Raw genomic sequence first — 23,592 nt, 5'->3', positions numbered from 1 at the left:
GGATCCCTCAGCGAGGAACCGGGACGGTGGCCAGGATGGACTGCAGCACATCATCGATGCTCACCCCGTCCATCGCGGCCTCGGGGCGCAGCGTTACGCGGTGGCGCAGGCAGGCCGGGGCGAGCGCCTTGATGTCATCAGGGGTGATGAAATCTCGTCCGGAGAGCCAGGCCCAGGCGCGGGAGGCGTTCATCAGAGCCGTGGCGCCGCGCGGGGAGACGCCCAGCTGGAAGCTCGGGGTCTCCCGTGTGGCCCGGGCGAGATCGACGACGTAGGCGAGCACCTCGGGCGCGATCGAGACCTGACTGACCTGGGCCCGGGCTGCGATCACATCGGCGGCACCTGCCACGGGGGTGACTCCGGCGCCGGCGAGGTCTGAGGGGTTGAAGCCTGCGGCGTGGCGGCGAATGACCTCGATCTCCTCGCCGCGCTGGGGCAGGTCCAGGTGGACCTTCAGCAGGAAGCGGTCCAGCTGCGCCTCTGGCAGCGGGTAGGTGCCCTCGTATTCGATGGGGTTCTGTGTGGCGGCCACCAGGAAGGGATCCGGCAGCGGGCGGCTGATCCCGTCCACCGAGACCTGACGCTCCTCCATGGCCTCGAGCAGCGAGGCCTGCGTCTTCGGCGGCGTGCGGTTGATCTCATCGGCCAGCATCAGGTTGGTGAAGACCGGGCCTTCGCGGAAGCTGAAGTCTCCCGTCGTGGAGTCATAGACCAGGGAGCCGGTGACGTCACCGGGCATCAGGTCCGGGGTGAACTGGACCCGAGCGGTGTCCAGGCTCAGCGAGGCTGAGATCGCGCGCACGAGCAGGGTCTTGGCCACCCCGGGGACGCCCTCGAGCAGCACGTGGCCGCGCACCAGGAGTCCGATCAGCACGCTGGTCACCGCCGTGTCCTGACCGACCACGGCCTTGGCCACCTCGACGCGGACCTGCTGAAACTTTTCGCGGAGCTGGTGCTGCCCCTGCGCTGACGCTCCTGTGGGCGCGGAGTTTTCCTGGATGTGCTGGGAGCCGTTGTGAGGTTCAGTCATTGCTGCGGTTCTTCCCTTGCTGAGAGTCGGGCTGGGTGTTCGGGGGTGGATTCTGCTGGACGTCCGACCGGAGGTCTGCTGGTGAATCCGACGCTGGCCCTGGTGGGTGGTCGGGCTGGGCGGGCACGTTGCGGGCCCGGGTGTGCACAGTGAGCACTGCGCGCTCGGCGTCCTGCTCCAAGCTCGCCAGCGCCTGGGCATAGCCCACCAGTTCGGCGTTGTTGCGCGGACGCTGGGCGAAGAGCCCTGCCACCTCGGCGGGATCACGACGCACCTGCCGCGCGGCTGCCTCCAGGACGCTTGATTCGTCGGGAGCGGAGCCCAGCCGGAGCAGCCGGGCGAGTCGGATCAGGTGCGCGCTGCGCAAAGTCTGCGCCGAGGCCTCCACCGCATTGGCGCTCTGATACATGCGACCGCGTCCCTCGGCCGTCTCCGCGCCGGGAACCCGGACCGGCAAAGGTTCACCGACCACGGGGCCCGGACGCCGTCCCACCACGAGCATCAGCACGAGGGCGCACAGCAGCAACCACCAGGCCAGTGGAATCACCCAGCCGGGAAGCAGATCAACGGGGGAGGCCCAGCCCTCGGCGCCCATCGCGTCCAGGCCCATCGGGGTGTACCAGATGAGGTCCTCGCGCTCGCCGAACAGGGCGAGCGCCAGGGCGGCGTTGCCGGCCTCGGTGATGTCGTGATTGCTGAAAGCCTCAGGGGCGCCGAAGAGCAGGCCGGCCGGGGTCTCCACAAGAGCTTGGGCTGGGCCCGCGCCGTCCTCGAAGCCGGTGAAGCATCCGGGATCTTCGCTGTAGAAGAGTGCTCCCGGAGCGCGCAGGTCTCGCGCATCGACCGCACCGGGCAGGGGACATTGCTCACCTGCGTCCAGTGTTGCCTCCTCCGCGGGGCCGCCGCCTGCATGAGCCCCGGCGTAGCTGACCTCTCCTTCGAGAAACAGGGCGCTGACCAGCTGTGCGGATTCATCCAGCAGCACCACCGGCCGGTCCGAGCCTTCGCGCAGCTGCGCCAGGAATTCCTCATCCGGGACGTCTCCGCGGGAGAGGACCACCAGCGCGGCCTCGGGGTGCTCCTGCATCAGCTCCTCGGCGGTCTGCGCGGAAGCGGCTGGGTGCAGGGTCACACCCTGGTCCGCCAAGACCTGTGCCAGTGCGGCGTAGCCGTCCAATGAGGTGTTCTCCAGGCCGTAGCGGTCCATGTCCTCCTCTGCCATGGCCTGGACCAGCATCACGGAGAGCAGACCGAGCACCAGCAGCAGCAGCCAGAACTGCCAGCGCTGGAAGCCTGAGCGCACTGCGGAGCCCAGCGTCGCCGTCGTCATCTGCTCACCGCCTGTTCGTCACGGTGCTCTCCCGAGAGCTGCCCGGGACGTGGACCCGACGACTGCTCGAGGCGCTGGTCGAAGGCGAGCAGCGTGTCGTAGTCGGCTCGCTGCAGGGACCGGCCGCCGTAGCGGGAGTAGTTGAACAGCTCCGCGGCGCGCACTGCGGCTGCGGCCTCGTCCGAGTGGACCCGCGCCAGTGCCTGACCTGCCTCGGTGGCGGTGCGTCCGGCCTGTTCCGCGAGATCCTGGCGCTCCTCGGCGGCGCGGATGATCGCGCGGAAGCGCTCGCGGCAGGCCTCATCGAAGCGGCCGACGGCGGCGTGAGCCTCTGCCCGCTCGCGCAGCGCCCCGGCGGTGACGCCCGCCGGGCTGAGGCTCAGCTCCTCGGCCTCTGCGCCGCGCTGCAGCCGCGGGCGCACGAGCACGATGCAGAGGATCACTGCGGCCAGCAGCAGGACCAGCAACAGGATGGGGCCCAGTGGAAGCTCCACCGGCCCCAGGTTCAGCTGCATCTGGTCCAACCAGGCGAAGAACCGGTCGGCGGCCTCGCGCAGCGGACCCGTCGCGTCGCGCTGGTAGCGCGGGTGGCTCAGCTCCTCCTCGAGCAGCCGTCTGGCCTCATCGCGTTCCGGCTGCATGCTGATCCACCCCCTGAGGGGACTGGGTGGCTGGGTGCTGGGGAGAGCCTGGCAGGGTGGCCGGATGCGTCGACGAGCCTGGCGGGGTGCTCTGGTGCGGAGCAGAGGTCTGCTGGAAATGCTCGCGAAGGTGCTCGATGGACCCCGGCACCAGGCGGTCCTCCGCGTTCTGCTCCCGCCGGTTCGGCGCCTCCGCGGCGGCGAGCAGCGTCACGTCCAGAGCCTCCTGCCGGATTCTGGCGTTGAGGTACATCAGAGCGACCACGGTCCCGACGACACCGATGAACAGCGTGGTCACCACGGTGCCGTAGAGCTCGGTGAGCGCGAAGACCAGGAACGAGGCCCATTCGCCGGAAGCGGGGGGCAGCGCCGATCCCTGCAGGATGTCGGCGGCGGCCACGGTGATCATCAGTGGGGCGGAGGCGATGGTGAACACGATGCCCAGGATCACGTAGAGCAGCGCCACCAGCCCGATGTTCCTCCACCAGCGGCCCCGGTTGAGACGCCAGGACCGCGCGATCGCAGCCAGCGGACCCAGCCGTTCCACGATCACCGCGGCGGGGGAGTACATGACCGCCGCCGTGACCCAGCACAGCGCGAGGAAGAGCGCGGGGAAGACGACCACGGCGCCGATGAACAGCGTGATGACCAGCAGCAGCACAGCGACGACGATCACCGGCAGCGTGAAGATGCTCAGCAGCAGGCCGAGCACGATCAGGTTGACCACCACGGGGCCGAGCCTGCCCCATCGAAGTCGCATGGTCTGCGCCATCGAGGTGCGCAGACCGTAGGCGGCGCGCAGCGTCGGGAGGACCATATAGGCCGCAGCCGCCGTGAGCACCAGCGAGGTCAGCATTCCGCTGGCGAGTGTGAGCCAGATGAATGCGGTGTCGGCGGCTATGCCCAGGGCGAGGTCCGGATCCTCGAATGCGGAGGGATCGGTGAGCATGCGCATGAAGGAGGATGAGGGCAACAGCACCATCAGCGCGAGCGTGAAGCCGAAGTTCAGCAGACCAGCCAGGAACGGGACGCCGAGCACTGCACGCGGGGAGCGCCTGATCACCGCCACAGCGGCGCTGAAGAGCTCATCGGCGACCATTCGGCGCAGCGGGAAGACGCGCCCCGGACTCAGCGGCTCCGCTTCGGGTGGATCCTCGGGCCCGCTCGGAGCGGACCACGAAGAAGTGGTGCTCGACTGACGCCGAGCACCACGGTGTGTCGCCGCCGTGCGGATCATTGCCCCTCCTCAAGCGCGCCTGCGCGAGTGCCCTCCGCGCCCAGCCTACCGCTCTCATATATCCTGAACGCGGTGCAGCGTGGAAACGCGCACCAACCTGTGCGCGGGAGGGACTGTGCCGCAGGACCTCAATGGACGGAGAGCAGATGAAAGCCAGGATCCTGGTCGTCGATGACGACGAAGCGTTGGCCGAGATGATCGGCATTGTGCTGCGCAATGAAGGATTCGAGCCGACGTTCTGCTTCAACGGCGATGACGCCCTGGAGACCTTCCACAGCTCCAAGCCCGATGTCGTCCTGCTGGACCTGATGCTGCCCGGCAAGGACGGCATCGAGGTGTGTCGCGAGATCCGGGATGAGGCGGACACGCCGGTGATCATGCTGACCGCCAAATCTGACACCGCCGACGTCGTCCGCGGACTTGAAGCCGGTGCAGACGACTACGTCCCCAAGCCGTTCAAGCCTGCCGAGCTGGTCGCCCGCGTACGTGCCCGACTGCGTCCGGCCGATCACGGCGCCCGACCGGAGGGGGAGACGCTCTCCATCGGTGACCTCAGCATCGACGTCGCCGGCCACGAGGTGCGCCGCGGCGAGAGCCGCATCTCGCTCACCCCGCTGGAGTTCGACCTTCTCACCGCCCTGGCGAAGAAGCCCTGGCAGGTGTGGAACCGGGAGATGCTCCTCGAGGAGGTCTGGGGCTACCGCCACCAGGCCGATACTCGTCTGGTCAACGTCCACGTGCAGCGACTTCGTTCCAAGATCGAGAAGGATCCGGAGAACCCCGAGATCGTACAGACCGTGCGCGGCGTGGGCTATAAGGCCGGAGGGCAGGGGTAGTCATTCCTCCTGAGTCGGAGAACTCCACAGAACACCTCGCTTCCCGAGCCTCAGCGGCTTCGACGGGCAGCATTCCGGTCATCCGTGACCGGGTGAGGCCTCCCCAGTCCGGTGACCAGGACGCCAAGGCCGAAAGCGGCGGCACCAGCGCAGCGGCCGGGCGTGCAGAGACTGACGCGTCGGGGGCTGACCGGGGCAGGCTCATGCACGGCGTTCGTCGGGTCACGGAGTTTCCCAGGATCTGGGCGCGTTCGCTGCTGATCCGTGCGGTCTTCTTCACGGGTCTGCTGACCATGATCAGCACGCTCGCAGTGGCGGCCTTCCTGGTGCAGCAGGTCACCTCCGGCCTCTTCCAGGAGCGCTTTGACCAGGCGGAGCGCGAGGCTACGGCTGGCCTCGAGGAGGTGCGAAGCAACATCTCCGCGCTGAACACCGGAAGCCGTTCGGAGGCGCAGCAGGACATCGCTGCCATCCTCGAAGATGTGGGTGACAGCGGCGCAGACATCCGGCGCGACACCGTGCTCACACCCCTGGAGAGCGGAGAGAACCTCTCCGTAGCTGGCATCTCCACCAATGAATCCCTCGACACCGAGATCTCACCGGAACTGCGTGACGCCATCGCTGAGGGCCAGGGTCAGTACTGGCAGGCGGTGGCCCTCCAGGACGAGGAGAGCGCCGGCGTGGCGCCCGGGGTCGCCTTCGGCACCCAGGTGGATGTGCAGGGCAACCCCTACGCGCTCTACTTCGTCTACGACTTCTCCCCGGTCCAGGAGAACGTGTCCTTCGTCTTCCGCACCATGCTGGCCGCAGGAGTGGCGATCCTGCTGATCAACATGGCCATCGCCGCCTGGGTGGCACGTTCAGTAGTGCGCCCGGTCTCGCAGGCGGCAGAGGTCTCGGAGCGCATCGCCGATGGCCAGCTCGATCAGCGTCTCGCAGTGCGGGGAGAGGATGAGATCGCCCGACTGGGGCTCTCCTTCAACCGCATGGCCTCGAATCTGCAGGAGCAGATCACTCGGCTGGCGAATCTCTCCAAGATGCAGCAGCGCTTCGTCTCCGATGTCTCCCACGAGCTGCGAACACCGCTGACCACCGTGCGGATGGCCGCTGAAGTGCTGCATGAATCACGCGATGACTTCGATCCCATCAACCAGCGCTCCGCCGAGCTGCTCTATCACCAGGTCGAGCGATTCCAGGCGCTGCTCTCGGATCTGCTGGAGATGTCGCGCTTCGACGCCGGAGCCGCTGAACTGGCCACGGCGGAGGTGGACCTGCTGGCCCTCTCTCGCGAGGTGCTGGTGAGCTCGAAGCCTCTCGCGGAGGGCTCGCACACGCCACTGGGGCTGGTGATCCAGGGGGAGAACTTCCTGGCCGAGGTGGATGCACGCCGGATCAGCCGAATCCTGCGAAACCTGGTGAACAACGCCATCGAGCATGCTGAGGCTCGGCCGGTGGATCTCATCATCGCCTCCAGCCCGACCGCCGTCGGCATCTCGGTGCGCGACCACGGCATCGGCATGAGCCCCTCCGAGGTGGCCCACGTCTTCGACCGCTTCTGGCGCGCCGACCCGGCCCGGGCGCGCACCACCGGCGGCTCGGGGCTCGGTCTGTCCATCGCCACCGAGGACACGCGTCTTCACCAGGGGGCCCTGGACGCCTGGGGCCAGAAGGGCCAGGGGTCCTGCTTCCGACTCGTGCTCCCGAAGCGGCAGAGCGTGCCCTACCGCGCCTCACCCATGGCCCTTCCACCGGTCTACCGCGCCTCTGACCGGCACCGCATCGAGGCCATCCCGCTGACCACCACGACGGGCGACCCTGAACATGACCGGATCAACGAGCAGGCGCTCTATCAGCACAAGGAGGAGTCATGAGTCATCGTTCCTCCACGCGTATCCACACCCCTGCTCGTCTGCTGGCTCTCATGACGGCGCTGATCATGGTGCTCGGCGCGTGTTCTCCGATGCTGCCCACCGACGGTCCAGTGGGGACCTCGGCTCCCGATGCCGATCGCGGATTCAACTACTCCACTGTTCCGGACTCGCCGCAGCCGGACGCCTCACGGGAGGAGATCGTCGATGGATTCATCCTCGCCGGCGCTGGCCCCCAGGACGACTACGCCGTGGCGAGAGAGTTCATGGCGCCCGAGGCAGCGAGAGAGTGGCGGCCTGACGCGCGCACTGTCGTCTACACCGAGGATGGGTTCCCCAACCAGTTCTCTGGGGATAACACCCGGAACGTCCAGCTTTCGGTGGAGTCGATCATCGACTCCAGCGGCATCCGGACCCGTCTTCCAGAACGCTCCACGGAGAGCCTGGACTTCACGTTGGAGCAGATCGAGGGCCAGTGGCGCATCACCGATGCGCCCGACGGGACGATGCTGCCTGCAGGCACCCTGGACCAGGTGTTCCGGCCGCACACGCTGTATTATTTTGATCCGCAGCTGCGCTATGCGGTGCCGGATCAGCGCTGGTTCCTCAACCGCCCGGGCATCTCCTCCGCGATCGTCGCCGGGCTGCTCGAAGGACCGGCTCCCTACCTGGAGCCCGCCGTGGTCTCGGCCTTCCCCGAAGGCGCTGAGCTCCATCGCGCCTCGGTGCCGGTGTCTGAAGGCACCGCCGCGGTGGACCTGGCGGCCGAGGGCGTGGCGGATGCCGAACCCGCTGAACGGGCGCTGATGCAGGAGCAGCTGAGCCTGGCGCTGGGATCACTCACCAGCATCGAGGAGGTCGCGCTCACGGTGGAACAGCGCGAGCTGGAGATTCCCGTGGAGGATGACCTCCCGGAGGAGGACCGGCTGGACATCAATGCCTCGCCGCAGGTGGAGTCCACTCAGGTCGGCATTGTCGACGGGCAGCTGCGACGGCAGAATGACCAGGTCACCCTGTCCGTTGGCAGTCTGCCCGACATCTCGGACCTTGACCCGCAGGATCCTGCCGTGCCCAATGATGCCGATGACGACGTCTTCGCCTTCCTCGACGGCGACGCAGAGGAGCTCTATCATCTGCGCCCCAACCGAGAGCCCGATCTCGTGCTGGAGGAGGAGAACCTCACTCGGCCGTCGATGGACAACTTCGGCTGGACCTGGGTCGCCTCGGAGTCCGGGGGCGAAGCGGCCGTCCACGCCGTGGCCTATGACGAGTCCCTCGAGCCGAGTCGCGCAGAGGTCAGCGTCGACTGGCTGGCAAGCCGGACCATCACCTCGCTGCGCATCGCACAGGATGGCGCCCGGGCGGCCATGGTTCTGGATGACGACGGCGAACGTGGGCTCTATGTGGCAGGCGTCATCCGCGATTCGGCCGGCGCCCCGCAGGGCCTCGGCCAGCCGATGCGCGTGCAGACCTCTGTGGAGCTCGAGGAGGTCCGCTGGCAGGGCCCGGACGCACTCTACGTGTGGGCCAGCTCCGAGGAAGAGCCGATGACCCCCGAAAGGGTGACGCTCACCGGGGGCAATCGGGTGGACCCTGCGCTGCTGGGACTGTTGAACGTCTCAGTGGGCGAGGGTCAGGACATCATTTTCGCAGAGACGGTGGATGTGCCCTTCCAGAATCTTGCCACTGACGCCTGGGTGGCGAACGAGGAGATCGAGATTCGGGACCTGGCGTACCCCGGCTGATCCCGAGCCACGGGGTTCGGCGGTATGAGTGCGGCGGCACGAGCGCTGCGCCCCGCGCTGTGCGGGGTCTTCCCGATGTTCGGTCTTCCCCAGGGTGGGTGCCGAATCCAGGGTGCCTTCTGATCTCCACAGCTGCAGCCTCTTGGTCGGACGCAGGGCATGGCCCGTCCACGCTGTGAACATGCTTCGTGGTCTTGCGGGTTCTGCGGACCGAGCCTGGTTCTCCGCCGCCGGTCGGTCGGCGCGTTCCGCGCTCAACGCTGCTTTGGGCCTGCTCAGCCCCACCTGGTGCCACGGCTGCGGTGCCGAGGACACGGTGTTCTGCCTCGCCTGTTCCGAAGACCTCCATGCGCTGACCCGCGCCCCGTTCCCGGCGGAGCAGCAGGCGCTGGCTCTGCCGCTGCTCTTTCAGGGGGAGGAGGTTCTGGTCCTTCCGGTCGCCGCGGCAGGCCGATACGAGGGCCTGCTCTCGCGTGCTCTGCTGGCGTTCAAGGATCATGGCTCGATCACGCTGGCCGGGCACCTCGCACCGGGGCTGCGGCGTTCACTGGAGCTCGCGCTCGAGCGGGCCGCACCTGGAACACGCGGCACGGGACCCGCCGTCTGGACGGTGGTGACTCCGCCGCCGTCGCTGAAATCTCGGCTCAGCCGCGGATTCGATCCGCTGCAGCTGCTGCTCCGCCACGTTCTGGCGTCTCCCGGTGGGGGAATCCTGTGCGGGCATCGGCAGCTCGTCTATGCGCCCGGGGTGATCCGGCAGTCGAAGCAGGCGTCGCTGCGGTCCCTGGCTCCACATGGAGGCAGACAGAAGTCCCGTGGGGCTCGCGCCCGGCGTCGTTCCCTCGGTGGTTCGTTCGAGATCACCGCTCACGGTGCTCGCATGCTTCCGGGCGCCGATGTCCTGCTCCTCGATGACGTGCTCACCAGCGGTTCCACGCTGGGGGAGCTCTACCGGGTGCTCGACGCGGCAGGCGCCGCGGTCCACGGGGCCGCCGTGATTGCTGCCACCCCGTCACCCGGTGCTGAGGACGAGTTTCTGCTGGTGAGCGCTTCGCCCGACGCATAAAGGGTGACGTGAATCGCTTCGTGCATCTAGTCTGAGGTATGGGTACTTCGATACGGTCCCATCGCGACGGCGAGGGGAACAGCACTCCCGTCACCGTTGCGTCTGACATCGGATACGAGGAGGACAGAATGACTCTGCAGGTCAACTACACTGGCCGAAATATCGCGATCCCCTCCACTTTCAAGGAGCACGTCGAAGAGAAGCTCGGCAAGATCGAGCAGCTCGCTGATAAGGGACACCGCCTTGAGATCAAGGTTTCCAGCGAGAATTCCCACCGCCGAGCCGATACCAGCATCACCGTTGAGCTGACGGTCATCGGACGCGGCAAGGTCATTCGTTCCGAGGCGCAGGCGGGGGACAAGTTCGCCGCCTTTGAGATCGCCATCAACAAGCTCACCGAGCGTCTGCGGCGCACCAGGGACAAGAAGAAGTCCCGCGCCCACGCCTCCCATAATGGGGCCCCCGACGTCGCCGCCGCCATGGCGAGCGTCGCTCCGGCTGCCACCGACCGGCCGCTCTACGAGCAGGTCCTCGACGCGGAGCAGGCCGATGACGTGCCGCCCACCGAGGAAGAGGCCGAGTCGCAGTCCACGGTCAAGATCCGGCGCAAGGTGTTCCCTGCACGGCCGGTCAGCGTGGATGCCGCGGTGGACGCCATGGAGCTGGTCGGGCACGACTTCTACCTGTTCGTGGATGCGGAGACCGGTCAGCCTTCGGCCGTGTATCGCCGCCGCGGATGGACCTACGGCGTGATCTCGCTGGACGAGCACTCCGACGGAGCCGAGGCTCCGGTGGTGGAGGAGCGCGACTACCACGCCGACAACGGCGCACCGGCGCACTACGCCGACGCCGTCTGAGCTGTTCACCACCCCACCCCAGCGTCGAGCGGCGGATTCTCGGGGCATCTCATGCGGAGATGAGCCCCATATGGTCGGAGAATCCGCCGCTCACGTGTGGGTGGGAGTGAGCGCGTAGACTTGTTGCTGGCGTTTCATGTCCGACGTGAATCCCTGCCGTACCAGTAGACACCGATGGAGAACTGGCTGTGCCCACTCTGCTTGAACGAATCCTCAAGACTGGGGATAAGAAGGTCCTGAGGACTCTGCGCGCCTATGCGGACGCGGTCAACCTCCTGGAGGACGAGTTCAAGGAACTCAGCGACGCCGAGCTGCGCGCCGAGACTGAACGCTTCCGTGAGCGTCTGCGCGACGGCGAGTCGCTGAACTCGCTGCTCCCGGAGGCCTTCGCGACGGTGCGTGAGGCGGCAGACCGGACACTCGGTCAGCGCCATTACGACGTCCAGCTGATGGGCGGCGCGGCCCTGCACCTCGGCGACATCGCCGAGATGGGCACCGGCGAGGGCAAGACCCTGGTCGCCACGGCACCGGCCTACCTCAATGCGCTCACCGGCAAGGGCGTCCACGTGGTCACGGTGAACGACTACCTGGCCAAGTACCAGGCCGAGCTGATGGGCCGAGTGCACCGCTTCCTGGGCCTGGACGTCGGCATCATCACCAATGACATGTCGCCCGCGGAGCGCCGCGAGGCCTACGCCGCCGACATCACCTATGGCACGAACAATGAGTTCGGCTTCGACTTCCTGCGCGACAACATGGCCCAGTCACTGGATGACCTGGTGCAGCGCGAGCATCACTACGCCATCATCGACGAGATCGACTCGATCCTCATCGACGAGGCTCGTACGCCGCTGATCATCTCGGGTGCGGCCTCCGGAGACATCTCCCGCTGGTACACCGACTTCGCGACACTCGTGAAGAAGCTGACCATCGACGAGGACTACGAGGTCGACGAGAAGAAGCGCACCATCGGTGTGCTCGAGTCCGGGATCGACAAGGTCGAGGACTACCTCGGCATCGAGAACCTCTACGAGACGCAGAACACCACCCTGATCCAGTACCTGAACAACGCGATCAAGGCCAAAGAGCTCTTCAAGCGCGACACCGACTACGTGGTGGCCGAGGGTGAGGTGCACATCGTCGATGAGCACACCGGTCGCATCCTGAAGGGTCGCCGCTACAACGAGGGTCTGCATCAGGCGATCGAGGCCAAGGAGCAGGTCCGGATCAAGCCCGAGAGCCAGACCCGGGCCACGGTCACCCTGCAGAACTACTTCCGCAGCTACGCGAAGATCTCCGGCATGACCGGCACGGCCGAGACCGAGGCCGGGGAGTTCATGTCCACGTACAAGCTCGGCGTGGTCCCGATCCCCTCGAACCGGCCGCTGCAGCGCATCGACCACAACGACCTCGTCTACAAGAACGAGGTCGTGAAGTTCGATGCGGTCCTCAAGGACATCATCGAGCGCCATGAGAAGGGCCAGCCCATCCTTGTGGGCAGCGAGTCCGTGGAGAAGTCGGAGTACCTCTCCAAGAAGCTCGCCAAGGCCGGCATCCGCCACGAGGTGCTCAACGCGAAGAACCACGAGCACGAGGCGGCCATCGTGGCCCAGGCCGGGCGCAAGGGCGCGGTCACCGTGGCCACCAACATGGCCGGTCGAGGCACCGACATCATGCTCGGCGGCAACGCTGAGTTCAACGCCGTCCGCGAGATGGAGAAGCTGGGTCTGGATCCGGTGGAGGACGGCGAGGCCTACGAGGCCAAGTGGGACGAGGTCTTCGGCAAGGCCAAGGCCGAGACCAAGGCCGAGGGTGACCAGGTCCGCGAGCTGGGCGGGCTCTACGTGCTCGGCACCGAGCGCCACCAGTCCCGCCGCATCGACAACCAGCTGCGTGGTCGCTCCGGCCGCCAGGGGGACCCCGGCGAATCCCGGTTCTACATCTCCCTCACCGATGATCTGATGCGCCTGTTCAACCAGGCGGCTGCCGCCCGCATCATGAACTCCAAGGCGATGGACGACGAGATCCCGGTGGAGCACAAGTTCGTGTCCTCGGCGATCGCCAACGCCCAGCAGCAGCGCGAGGGGCAGAACACCGAGACGCGCAAGAACGTGCTCAAGTACGACGATGTGATGAACCGCCAGCGCCAGGCGATCTACTCGGACCGCCGTCGCATCCTCGAAGGCGACGACGTCCACGAGAAGGTCCAGCACTTCATCGAGGACGCCGTGACCCTCATGGTCGAGGAGAAGACCACCGCCAATTCCTCCGAGGACTGGGACCTCGAGACGCTCTGGGAAGAGCTGAAGTCCCTGTACCCGGTGTCACTGAGCATCGAGGACCTGGTCGAGGAGGCCGGCGGCATCGATCAGCTCAGCGTGAAGATGCTCAAGCGCGAGCTCATCTCCGACGCCAAGATCGCCTACGAGAAGAAGGCCCAGGAGATCGGCGAGACCGCCATTCGCCAGCTCGAGCGCCGCGTGCTGCTGACCGTCATCGACGAGAAGTGGCAGGAGCATCTCTACGAGATGGACTACCTCAAGTCCGGCATCGGCCTGCGCTCGATGGCGCAGCGCGATCCGCTGGTCGAGTACCAGCGCGAAGGTTTCCTGCTCTTCCAGACCATGGCGGACAGTGTTCGAGAAGACTCTGTCCGACTGCTCTTCAGCGCCGAGGTCACCGCGGCAGCACCAGCGACGAAGGCGCCCAACCTCCCCGGAGTCAAGGACGGCCGCATGTTCGCCGCAGGCAAGCGACTTCGGGTCCCCGGCCTCCAGGACACCACTTCCACTCAGGGCTGATTCCCGCCGCTGCCGCCGGGCGTCGGTGGTCTTCGCGGTTCAGCCGAGCTCCATGGCGACCACGCGCCAGCGACGGCGGTGCGCCTCCAGGCGCATGGCGCAGGCTCGGATGCGTGTGGCGTCGCCGAACACCACGGAGACCTCCCACGCGCCGCGGGCTGCTCGATGTGCGCGGACCGTGCCGAACCGCAGCGGCTGGGGTCGTGGCACTGTTGCGCCACGGTCAGCCCCAGTCCGCTCAGGCGGTGATGCAGGGGTGCGGTGGCCAGCAGGACCCCGGCGCGCGTCCGCCAGCACTGCAGCACGCTCCTGCACCTTCTGCTGGACTTCGAGATCCATCCACCGAGTCAACTGGTTCGCGGGCCGAAGCCCCAGGAGCACTTCACTGGTCACCTGGCACACGATCCTGGAGATGGCGCAGATCTGTCGACGTTCCTCCCGAAAGGTGGCCAGGGCCGTCGGCGGCTCGGTGGGCTTCGATGGCTGAGACTCGCCGCGCGGATCGCCACGGAGTCGTCGGATGAGGGCCGGCACCTCGTCCTCACGCCGCAGTCGGTACCTGGCGCGGTCGTGGTCGGACGGACCGGTCGCTGAGGGCCCCATGGGTCGTGGGGCCGGTATGACTGTGGTCTGACCGCGCAGGAGCGGGTCGGCGTCGAGGAGTGTCCTCAGCAGCGTGATCGCCTCCTGCGCCTCGGACTGTGCTGGCGAATCTTGTTGACCTGCAGGACTGGCAGACATGGTGTTCTCCTGGGTGGACGGGGTGGCTGTTCTTGAGGTGTCGGGCTGCGTCAGAGGGCTCGCTGTACAGGCTCTCTGGACGGGCAGGTGCTGAGACTCAGGTGGGCGGGAGCAGGCTCATGCCGGGCTGGATGAGCCCGGGGTCATCGCCGATCGTGTGTCGGTTCGCCTCGTACCAGCGCGGCCAGCTCTCAGCGATCTCCCAATCTGTGGCGCCCGAGCCCAGATGCTCCGCCGCGATATCCCAGAGGGTGTCGCCTGGCCGCACGAGAACTTCCTCCCCGGAGCCCGAATCCTGCTGAGGAGGTCTCACGTCCGGTGTCGAGCCCCGGTGACGTGGCGTGAAGAGTCCGGACATCGGTGTCTCCTTCTCTCGTGTCTCTTCTGCGGGTCCTTCTCTGAAGAGGGCCGTGTCGAGACTGGCGTCTTTCGGCTCAGCGGTCAGCACGACCGCGGGTGTTGCGTGGCTCGGTGGACCTGCCGTGTGATTCGGCAGACCCGTCCAGGCGCCCGCTGCAGTGGAGGACAGGGCGAGACCTGCGCCCAGCGTGAGGGCTGCGGCTCGCTGGAGAGACTCCGGGGTCAGCCGTGCCAAGACATGTTCGACTCGAGCCGCTCCGTGGTGGCGGGCCAGAGCCTGAAACAGACATGCCCCCATGGCCAACACCGAGAGCAGCGAGCCCAGCAGTCCGGCGCTGACGGCGAGCAGCCCGATCACCACCTCCGCCGAGTGCATCCCCGACCGGTCCAGGCTGGACCACGTGCTGGCCACGATTTCGATCAGGGCCGTCCCCGGACCTTCTGTGCTGGAGGACGCGGGTCGGGTGGAGGGGAGGCGGCTGTTCAGAATGATGTTGCTGTAGGCCCAGAGGGCTGGACCGCCGCCGATCATCGCCGCGCTCGACAGCAGATCAAGGAGGGCCTGTCGGCGCACCGACCGAGCGGGTGATGGTGCTGGAAGTGGAGACACGACGTTCACCGAGGGATTCTTTGAGTGACGTTTGATAACGTTTGGTATTGATGAATTGTACACAGCGACCCGGGGTCGTCAATAGTCACAAGTCACGGGGTGTGTACGCTGGGCACCTGACGGCCGGTTCTGGAGACGAGGCAGTGATGCGCTGGGACGCCCTTTTCGCTGATCTTCAAACACAGTTGGACGCAGCACAGAAGGCGGAGTTCGACGCCGCCGTCGTCGAGGCCGCCCGCCTGGAGTCCTCTCGGGTGGAGCTGGCCGACCGTCTCCGTGCCCACCAGGGCCAGCAGCTGAGTCTTGTGCTGCCGGGGAACCGCCGGCTCTCGGTGCGCGTCGGGGCCGTCGGCAGTGACTGGCTCTCCGGGACACTGGCGCAGCAGAGCGTGCTGGTGCCGCTGTCGGCTCTGCGCGCCGTCGATGGGATGCACCGATCTGCCGCTCGGGCGGAAGCTGGCGCGACTCGTCGTCGCCTGGGAATCATGGAGCCGATTCGACGGCTGAGCCGGGACCGCTCGGTGGTTCAGGTGCAGGGCAGTGAGGGGCTCCTGGCGCAGGGTCTGATCTCCGGCGTCGGTCGAGACTTCCTGGAGATCGCCGATGTCACGGCGTCCGAGTCGCGTGGCTCAGCAGCCTTCTCCGCTGCCCGTCGTACGCTGCCGCTCCACTCCATCTGTTGGCTGCAGAGCGAGGAGCAGGGCGCGGAGCCCGGGTGAGTCAGGAGTCGGAGGGCTCTCTGGCAGACGTCGAGTGGGTCGCGGAGTCCGAGGCACGCGAGGCGCGCTGTGCGGCGTACTGCCGCTCGATGTACTCGTCGAGCTTCGCCTCCTCGACTCGCCACTGGCCGCGTCCGCCGATCTGAATTCCTTCGAGGTCACCGGTCTTGATCAGTGCGCGCGTCTGTGACATCGAGATGTTCAGTGCTTCTGCCACATCTGGCAGGGTCAGAAAGCGACGCATGGTGATCCTCCGTGGTGCTGGGCAAGTGGATCGCTGGCCTCAAGGGTCCAGGACTTGATGGTGACGTTTGATGGTGTTTCATTCATCATCCCATAGCGGCCAGCGCCTCTGGCGGGTATTCCCACCCGGGAATTGCGCCTTCTCTCCACATTTTTTCATTCACCGGTTCCATGCCGGGCGAGCTGTATTATTCTGAGCCTGTGCGCCCCCGTCGGCGGCATCCGGAAGCGCGCTCATCCCCGCCGAAACACGAGCAGGGCGACGTGCAGGGAGGCCTCATGCCGAAACCGTATTCGCCGAACACAGACTCGAGCCCCGGGGTGCGCAGCCATGGGTCACGTCCTGAGGTCCTGCCGGCCGAGCGGCTTCGACGGCCGAGCTGGCGGGATCCGCGCTTATTGGTCGGACTGCTCATCGTTGCGCTCTCGGTCTCTGGGGTGATCGCCCTGCTCGCGGCGCAGAATCGCACCGCACAGGTCTATGCCGCGGACCGGCTGCTCACCGTCGGGGACCAGCTGAGCGCGGAGGACCTGCGCGTGGTCGAGGTGCAGATCGACGAGGTCCAGGACTCTTACCTCTCGGCCTCCGAGCAGCTGCCACAGGAGTCGCAGATCATCACCATCGTGCAGGAGGGTGAGCTGGTCCCGCGGCGTGCCGTCGGCCCGCAGGATCCGCAGGGCCGGCAAGCGGTGACGGTCGAGGTCGATCACACCCTTGCCCGTGGCGTGGAGCCGGCGCGCATGGTCGACGTGTGGGCCGCCGACGCCGGAGCTGTGGGTCAGCAGCAGGAGGTCGAGGTCCAGCGCATCGCCAAGGGGGCCCAGGTCGCCGCGCTGAGCGAGGCGAGCAACACCTTTGGGGCCCAGGCTGCCGTCACGGTGGAGCTGCTCGTGGATCCCGAGGAGCTGCCTGCGCTGCTCGCGGCGAGGAGCTCAGCGGCGTCGCTGTCGGTGGTGCCCGCCGGTGTGGAGCCTGCTGCGGATGAGTCAGAGTCAGAACCGGAGTCAGAGCCAGAGGCTGAATCGCCCGAGCCGGAGTCACCCGAGTCCGACGCCGACGAGGAGGGCTAGATGCAACGGTGGGCAGTGGTGACCACGGGGCAGCTGCGCGCCGACCATATCGCCGCCGTGGAAGGCCTCCAGGGACCCGTGACGATCGAGCGTCGCTGTGCGGACCTTGCGGAACTCGTGGCCGTCTGTCGCACCGGCCGCTCCGATGCAGCACTGGTCATCGGCAGCACCGAGCTGCTCACCGCCACGGTGCTCGCGGACCTGCAGGAGGGGGACCGCCACGTGGTCGCCATCTCAGCCGTGGCCGAGGAGCGCGCGAGACTTCGCAACCTCGGACTCACCTGCTTCGATGACGACGTCGGCGCCGAGGCCCTCGCTGCGGCGCTCCAGGGACGAGAGCCCGCCCGACCCGGTGCATCCGCTGAGGATTCCGGGGATCCCGAGGAAACCGGGGATCCCGAGGAAACCTACCAGTCCAACGGGGGCGAGCCTCGGGGTGGCGTATGGTCCGACCGGAAGCACGGTGAGGAACAGTCGCCTCACGAAACAGCAGATCCGGCCACGGCCCAACGCGCCTCAGCCGCCCCGCCCAGCAACGTCCGCTCCAGCAACGTCCCCTCCAGCGATGACCAATTGACAGGCGACTCGCCCACAGAGGACCGGGAGGCCGTGCGCGGCATCCACGGCATCACCGTGGTCTGGGGTGCGCCCGGCAGCCCTGGTCGCAGCACGGTCGCCGTGAACCTGGCCGCTGAGATTGCGCTGCAGGGTACGGAGGTCCTGCTTGTCGACGCCGATACCCTGGCAGCCTCGCTCGTGCCTCAGCTGGGTCTCATGGAGGAGACCGCGGGGCTTGCGCAGGCCTGCCGAGCCGCGGATCTCGGGCGCCTCGATACGCAGGCGCTGCATGCGGCCACCTCGGCCGTTCAGGTCAGCGGCGCTCGACTCTCCCTGCTCTCGGGCCTGCCGCGCGCCGCCCGTTGGCCCGAGATCCGTGAGCGCAGCCTCCAGACTGTCCTCCAGCTCGCCAGAACCCGGTATGACTATGTGATCGTCGACGTCGCCGCCTGCGTGGAACAGGATGAGGAGCTCAGCTACGACACCCTCGCGCCGCAGCGCAACGGTGCCGCGCTGACCTGTCTGCGGCAGGCGGACCGGATCCTCGCCGTCGGCGCGGCCGATGCGGTGAGCTTCTCGCGGTTGGTCAAAGCGATCGAGGACCTCCAGCTCAGTCTGCCGGAGACTGCAGCAGCTCAGGTCGAGGTGGTCATCAACAAGGTGCGCAGTGAGGTGATCGGACGGTCGCCACGGGATCAGCTCGGGCAGACCTGGCGCCGACTGGGACCTGATCGCGAGATCTCGGCGTTCCTGCCCTGGGACGGTTCCGGCTGCGACGCAGCTCTGCTGACCGGGCAGGTCCTGGCCGAGGCCGCCGCTGAATCACCGCTGCGACGGGGCATCGCGGCCCTTGCGGGGGTGGATCAGGGGTCCCGTCGGAAGGGTCTGCTCAGTCGGCTCAGAAGGTAGGCTGAATCACACAGGCAGCGTGCGCCCTCCCCGGCGACGGGAAGCTCAGCGCGCACTCGCAATCCGAGGAAAGAGTGAGAGTACAGATGCCCGCTGAGAAGACTCTATGGACCAGCAATGACGCCGATCTTGAGACTTTGACCGATGCCTACTATGCGCACATCGCGCAGGATGACCTGCAGCTGGTGAGCACGGACCATCAGGTGCGCAGGGTCAGCGAGCACCTGACACTCGCGGAGTCCCGCACGGACTCCTCACCTGTCGTGCAGGTGAGCACCGTGGGTGGCCGCAGCGTCGTCCAGGTCGTCACCGATGACATGCCCTACCTCGTCGATTCGGTGACCGCCGAGGTCACCCGCCACGGGCACGGCATCTCTCTGGTGGTCCACCCCATCTTCCTGAGCAGCCGCAGCACCGGCTCCGGGGAACTGGCGGCGGTGAAATCGCTCCCCGCGGAGCACCGTGGGGTCTCCTCGGGGGACACCCAGACGCTGCCGAACCTGAAGGCCCTGCTCAACGACGACCACCAGGTCAAGATCGAGTCCTGGATCACCGTGGAGCTTGACCGCGTGATCTCTGCAGAGGACGCAGACGAACTGATCGACGGGCTGCGACGCGTCCTTGCCGATGTGCTGGCAAGTCACCGGGATCAGGACCGAATGGTCGCTCAGGTGATGACGGCGGGACGTTCTCTGCGCGGGGCCGAGGACCTCCCGGAGGCGGAAGAGTCCGCTGATCTCCTGGAATGGATGGGCTCCGGGAACTTCCTGTTCCTGGGCTACCGCGAATACGAGCTCGCCGAATACCCGGACGGCTCCGTGCACCTGGATCCGGTCACCGGCACAGGCCTGGGGATCCTCGCAGACAAGAACGGCAAACCGATCGCGCGGCGCTCCACCGAGCTCTCCGCCGCCGGACGCGAGCGCGCCGGGCAGCGCCGAGCGCTGGTCGTGACCAAAGCCAATTCCCGCTCCACCGTGCGGCGGCGCACCTACATGGACTACGTCGCGGTCAAGACCTTCAACGTCGACGGCACCGTCAAAGGCGAACGCCGCTTCATCGGACTCTTCAGCGAACGCGCCTACAGCCAGTCCATCGTCAACATTCCGCTGCTGCGCTCCCGCGCGGAGGAGCTGCTCAAGCGCTCCGGCTTCGCCGCCGACTCGCACTCGGGCAATGACCTGATGCAGATCTTGGAGACCTATCCGCGCAATGAGCTCCTGCAGATGGAGATCGACGAGATCGAGCAGGCCACCTGGCAGATCATGCAGCTCCAGGAGCGCCGCAGGGTCAAGCTGTTCCTGCGGCGCGACCACTACGGGCGGTTCATGACGGCGCTGGTCTACCTCCCCAGAGACCGGTACAACACTGCTGTGCGACGCAGGATCGAGCAGGAGCTGCTCGACTACGTGCAGGCCGAGTCCATCGACTTCACCGTGCGACTCACCGACTCCGTGCTGGCGCGGGTCTTCTTCCGGCTGCGCCTGGCCGACGACGCCGCAGAGCCGGCCTGCACCCAGGAGGAGCTCGAGAACCGACTGACCAGGGCCGTGCGGTCCTGGGCCGAAGGCATCGCGGCGGAGGCGCAGGAGCGCTACTCCAGCCGACATGCCGAGGCGGTCGCCGCGCGATGGAGCGATGCGTTCCCCGATGACTACCGCGTGCTCTACGAGGTTCAGGACGCGCTCGCCGATGCCGCGCAGTTCGAGGCCCTGGAGGAGGCGGCGCAGCAAGGCGAGGCGGTGCCGCGGATGAGCTTCTACAGCTCGCGTGACGGCGGCACGGCGGATATGCGTCTGAAGCTCTATCTCACGGAGCAGAAGACCCTCACCGACACCCTGCCGGTGATCGATGACTTCGGGCTGGAGGTCCTCGATGAGCGGTCCTATACGCTCAACTGCCCGGATGGGGCGACCTTCCACCTCTATGACCTGGGACTGTTCTACCCCGAGGGAGTCACCGCCGAGGACACCGTCTCGCTGCTGCAGGAGGCCTATCAGCAGGTGCTGATGGGCAAGGCCGAATCAGACGTCTTCTCCCAGCTCGTGCTCCGCCTGGGTCTGAGCATCCGCAGCGTCACGGTCCTGCGCGCCTACGCCAAGTACTACCGTCAGCTCGGCAGCACCAACTCCTACACCTTCGTCGCCGAGTCGCTGCTGCAGAACCCCGAGATGGCCACAGCGCTGGTCGAGTACTTCGGGACGCGCTTCGACCCGGACCTCGAAGGGGACCGCGAGCAGCTCAGCTCCTCGGCCCGCGAGAAGGTCACCGAAGCGCTGGAGCAGGTGCGCACCCTGGATGCGGACCGCGTGCTCAGCGCCCTGCTCAATCTGATCGACTCCACCCAACGAACGAACCTCTACCAGGGACACGACTGGCTCTCGCTGAAGCTGACACCGGCCACCATCGACGCCGCACCCAAGCCGCGCCCGGCCCATGAGGTCTGGGTCTACTCTCCAGTCGTCGAAGGTGTGCACCTGCGCTTCGCCAAAGTCGCTCGCGGCGGCCTGCGCTGGTCCGACCGGCGCGAGGACTTCCGCACCGAGGTGCTGGGCCTGGTCAAGGCTCAGATGGCCAAGAACGCCGTGATCGTTCCCTCCGGAGCCAAGGGAGGGTTCTACCCCAAGCAGCTTCCAGACCCTGCCGCCGACCGCTCGGCCTGGTTCGAAGCTGGCCGGGACGCGTACAAGATCTATATCCGGGCGCTGCTCGACATCACCGACAACCAGAGCGAACGAGACTCTCAGATGGTGATCACCCACCCGGACCGGGTCGTTCGCCACGACGGCGACGACGCCTACCTGGTGGTCGCTGCGGACAAGGGCACCGCCACCTTCTCCGACACCGCGAATGAGATCAGCAAGGAATACGGGCACTGGCTCGGCGATGCCTTCGCCTCCGGCGGTTCCGTGGGCTATGACCATAAAGAGATGGGCATCACCGCCCGGGGGGCCTGGGAGTCCGTGAAGTCGCACTTCTCTGAGCTCGGCGTGGACACGCAGAGCGAAGACTTCACCGTCCTGGGGATCGGCGACATGAGTGGCGACGTCTTCGGCAACGGGATGCTGCTCTCCGAGCACATTCAGCTGGTCGCGGCGTTCAACCACCTGCACATCTTCATCGACCCGAACCCTGACGCCGCCGCCAGCTTCGCCGAAAGGCAGCGGCTCTTCCACGCCCAGCGCTCCGGCTGGGGAGAATACGACTCCGAGCTGATCTCCGCCGGCGGCGGGGTCTTCTCGCGGACCGCCAAGAGCATCGAGATCACCGAAGAGATGCGCCAACGGTTCGACCTTCCCGCAGATCAGGACAAGCTGACCCCTCCGGAGCTGATCAAGGCGCTGCTGCAGACCCCGGTGGACCTCTTCTACAACGGCGGCATCGGCACCTACGTCAAGGCCTCCCACGAGACCCATGAGCAGGTCGGCGACCGGGCCAACAACGCCATCCGCGTGGATGGGAACCAGCTGCGCGCCAGGGTCGTCGGAGAGGGCGGCAACCTCGGCTTCACCCAGGCCGGTCGGATCGAGGCCGCGCAGACCGGGACCCTGCTCAACAGCGACGCCATCGACAACTCGGCCGGGGTGGACTGCTCCGACCACGAGGTCAACATCAAGATCCTCATCGACCAGCTCGTGGAATCGGGACACCTCGAGGCGGACGAGCGCAGCGAGCTGCTGGGCTCCATGACCGAGGATGTCGCCTCCCATGTCTTGGAGACGAACCGGGACCAGAACGTGCTGCTGATGACCGATCGGCATCGTGTGGGGGAGTGGTCCCCCAGCTTCCAGCGGCTCATCGCCTGGTTGGAAGAGACGGTGGACCTGGACCGCAGCATCGAGGTGCTGCCCAGCGATGACCTCTTCGCCGAGCGCGCGGCGGCGGGCCAGCGCATCCTGACCTCGCCGGAGCTCGCCGTGCTCGCCGCCTACGCGAAGATCCAGCTCAAGGCAGCGCTGGTGGAGAGCTCGGTGCCCGACGACGACTGGTTCACCCTCACCCTTGAGGAGTATTTCCCTGCCGCACTGCGCGAGCGGTTCTCTGAGGAGTTCTACCGTCACCCGCTGCACCGCGAGATCATCGCCAACGTGGTGGCCAATGATGTGGTCAACGTCGGGGGCGCGGCGTTCGTCTTCCGTGCGATCGAGGAGACGTTCGCCGCCGAGGAGCAGGTGGTCCGCTCCTTCGTGGCAGTCCGTCAGATCTTCGCCCTGGAGGCCTTCGACGAGGCCATGCGAGAGCTTCCGGTGAGCTTCGACCGGGATGCCTGGGCGAACACCTACCGCGACATGCGCCGGCTGCTGGATCGGGCGGTCCGCTGGTTCATCAACCACGTCAGCCGTGGAACCTCCGTGCGGGAGGATGTGGAGGCGTATGCCAAGCACATCTCTCCGCTCTACGGAGACCTCACCAGCTATCTGCGTGGTGAGGACCGCCGGCGGGTCGAGGAGCGTCGCGCCGAGGCGAAGGAGGCAGGCATGCCCGAGGAGCTTGCCACCTGGGTCTCCGAGCTCTTCGAGGCCTTCTCGCTGTTGGACATCGCCTCGCTCTCCACCGCCCACGTTCTCGACTCTCGAGAGGTCGCCGCGGTCTACTACGCGGTCTATGCGGAATTCAGCGCGGACTCGCTGCTGAACCGGATCACGAACCAGCCGCGCGAGGACAAGTGGCAGGCACTGGCCCGCGGAGCGCAGCGCGACGAGCTCTACTCCGCCATGGCCGAGATCACCGGGTCGGTGCTGCGCGGGACCTCCGCGGAGCAGGACCCGACTGAGCGGCTGGAGGAATGGAAGCAGGCGAACGGGGCGAAGCTGGCTCGCACCGAGCGGCTCATCGCCGAGGTGGATGCCCTCGCCGATGACAACATCGCCTCACTGACAGTTCTGCTGCGTCATCTGCGGGGCCTGATCGACTCCTGAGCTTCCGGCTCCGGGCCCGTGGTCGACTCCCGAGCCGCACACGGGCCCGCA

Annotated in this window: 17 protein-coding genes; 10 read left to right on the top strand and 7 right to left on the bottom strand. The window is 66.9% G+C overall.

What is annotated here, in order from left to right; translation table 11 throughout:
- Window positions 1-7 precede the first annotated feature (7 nt).
- Genes H4W26_RS05065 through H4W26_RS05050 form a run of 4 tightly spaced genes read right to left on the bottom strand, consistent with a single transcriptional unit; the run spans window position 8 to window position 4,238 of the window.
- A complete protein-coding gene (locus H4W26_RS05065; protein WP_192591027.1) occupies window positions 8-1,030 on the bottom strand; it encodes an AAA family ATPase in 1,023 nt (340 codons plus the stop codon).
- The gene (locus H4W26_RS05060) at window positions 1,023-2,360 is read right to left on the bottom strand and encodes a DUF4350 domain-containing protein (protein ID WP_192591026.1); all 1,338 of its coding nucleotides are present in this window, start codon (window positions 2,358-2,360) and stop codon (window positions 1,023-1,025) included. Before H4W26_RS05060 ends, H4W26_RS05065 begins: the two co-directional genes overlap by 8 nt.
- Window positions 2,357-3,001, bottom strand: coding sequence for a DUF4129 domain-containing protein (locus H4W26_RS05055; protein ID WP_192591025.1), 645 nt, complete (start codon window positions 2,999-3,001; stop codon window positions 2,357-2,359). Before H4W26_RS05055 ends, H4W26_RS05060 begins: the two co-directional genes overlap by 4 nt.
- The gene (locus H4W26_RS05050; protein ID WP_192591024.1) at window positions 2,982-4,238 is read right to left on the bottom strand and encodes a hypothetical protein; all 1,257 of its coding nucleotides are present in this window, start codon (window positions 4,236-4,238) and stop codon (window positions 2,982-2,984) included. The genes H4W26_RS05055 and H4W26_RS05050 overlap by 20 nt, the downstream gene beginning before the upstream one ends.
- 146 nt (window positions 4,239-4,384) lie before the next feature.
- On the opposite strand from H4W26_RS05050, the gene mtrA reads away from it, so the two are divergent.
- The 6 genes from mtrA (at window position 4,385) to secA (ending at window position 13,411) form a co-directional block, all read left to right on the top strand.
- The gene (gene mtrA, locus H4W26_RS05045) at window positions 4,385-5,074 is read left to right on the top strand and encodes an MtrAB system response regulator MtrA (RefSeq protein ID WP_192591023.1); all 690 of its coding nucleotides are present in this window, start codon (window positions 4,385-4,387) and stop codon (window positions 5,072-5,074) included.
- A gap of 92 nt (window positions 5,075-5,166) precedes the next feature.
- Window positions 5,167-6,945 (top strand): MtrAB system histidine kinase MtrB, encoded by a 1,779-nt coding sequence (mtrB, locus tag H4W26_RS13875; RefSeq protein ID WP_318779773.1) that lies wholly within the window; start codon window positions 5,167-5,169, stop codon window positions 6,943-6,945.
- Window positions 6,942-8,687, top strand: coding sequence for an LpqB family beta-propeller domain-containing protein (locus H4W26_RS05035; protein ID WP_192591022.1), 1,746 nt, complete (start codon window positions 6,942-6,944; stop codon window positions 8,685-8,687). Before mtrB ends, H4W26_RS05035 begins: the two co-directional genes overlap by 4 nt.
- 181 nt (window positions 8,688-8,868) lie before the next feature.
- A complete protein-coding gene (locus H4W26_RS05030; RefSeq protein WP_192591021.1) occupies window positions 8,869-9,753 on the top strand; it encodes a ComF family protein in 885 nt (294 codons plus the stop codon).
- A gap of 128 nt (window positions 9,754-9,881) precedes the next feature.
- Window positions 9,882-10,610 (top strand): ribosome hibernation-promoting factor, HPF/YfiA family, encoded by a 729-nt coding sequence (gene hpf / locus H4W26_RS05025; RefSeq protein ID WP_192591020.1) that lies wholly within the window; start codon window positions 9,882-9,884, stop codon window positions 10,608-10,610.
- 188 nt (window positions 10,611-10,798) lie between these two features.
- The gene (gene secA / locus H4W26_RS05020; RefSeq protein ID WP_192591019.1) at window positions 10,799-13,411 is read left to right on the top strand and encodes a preprotein translocase subunit SecA; all 2,613 of its coding nucleotides are present in this window, start codon (window positions 10,799-10,801) and stop codon (window positions 13,409-13,411) included.
- A 39-nt stretch (window positions 13,412-13,450) separates the two neighbouring features.
- Here secA and H4W26_RS05015 read toward each other — a convergent pair whose 3' ends face one another.
- Window positions 13,451-14,152, bottom strand: a complete 702-nt coding sequence (locus tag H4W26_RS05015) for an Rv3235 family protein (RefSeq protein ID WP_192591018.1) — start codon at window positions 14,150-14,152, stop codon at window positions 13,451-13,453.
- A 97-nt stretch (window positions 14,153-14,249) separates the two neighbouring features.
- Window positions 14,250-15,086 (bottom strand): LysM peptidoglycan-binding domain-containing protein, encoded by an 837-nt coding sequence (locus H4W26_RS13995; RefSeq protein ID WP_192591017.1) that lies wholly within the window; start codon window positions 15,084-15,086, stop codon window positions 14,250-14,252.
- Between the two features lie 221 nt (window positions 15,087-15,307).
- Here H4W26_RS13995 and H4W26_RS05005 point away from each other — a divergent pair, with 221 nt between their 5' ends.
- Window positions 15,308-15,841, top strand: coding sequence for a hypothetical protein (locus H4W26_RS05005; RefSeq protein WP_192591016.1), 534 nt, complete (start codon window positions 15,308-15,310; stop codon window positions 15,839-15,841).
- A 1-nt stretch (window position 15,842) separates the two neighbouring features.
- On the opposite strand, the gene H4W26_RS05000 is transcribed toward H4W26_RS05005, so the two are convergent.
- On the bottom strand, window positions 15,843-16,085 hold the full coding sequence (locus H4W26_RS05000; RefSeq protein ID WP_192591015.1) for a helix-turn-helix domain-containing protein: 243 nt from the start codon (window positions 16,083-16,085) through the stop codon (window positions 15,843-15,845).
- Between the two features lie 278 nt (window positions 16,086-16,363).
- Between H4W26_RS05000 and H4W26_RS04995 the strand changes: the two genes are divergently transcribed.
- The 3 genes from H4W26_RS04995 (at window position 16,364) to H4W26_RS04985 (ending at window position 23,541) form a co-directional block, all read left to right on the top strand.
- On the top strand, window positions 16,364-17,155 hold the full coding sequence (locus H4W26_RS04995) for a CpaB family protein (protein WP_192591014.1): 792 nt from the start codon (window positions 16,364-16,366) through the stop codon (window positions 17,153-17,155).
- Window positions 17,156-18,622 (top strand): AAA family ATPase, encoded by a 1,467-nt coding sequence (locus H4W26_RS04990; RefSeq protein WP_192591013.1) that lies wholly within the window; start codon window positions 17,156-17,158, stop codon window positions 18,620-18,622.
- A gap of 86 nt (window positions 18,623-18,708) precedes the next feature.
- Window positions 18,709-23,541, top strand: a complete 4,833-nt coding sequence (locus tag H4W26_RS04985; RefSeq protein ID WP_192591012.1) for an NAD-glutamate dehydrogenase — start codon at window positions 18,709-18,711, stop codon at window positions 23,539-23,541.
- Window positions 23,542-23,592 lie beyond the last annotated feature (51 nt).

The organism is Nesterenkonia halotolerans (assembly GCF_014874065.1).
GTDB classification, from domain to species: domain Bacteria; phylum Actinomycetota; class Actinomycetes; order Actinomycetales; family Micrococcaceae; genus Nesterenkonia; species Nesterenkonia halotolerans.
This window is presented reverse-complemented; position numbering and strand designations above follow the sequence as displayed.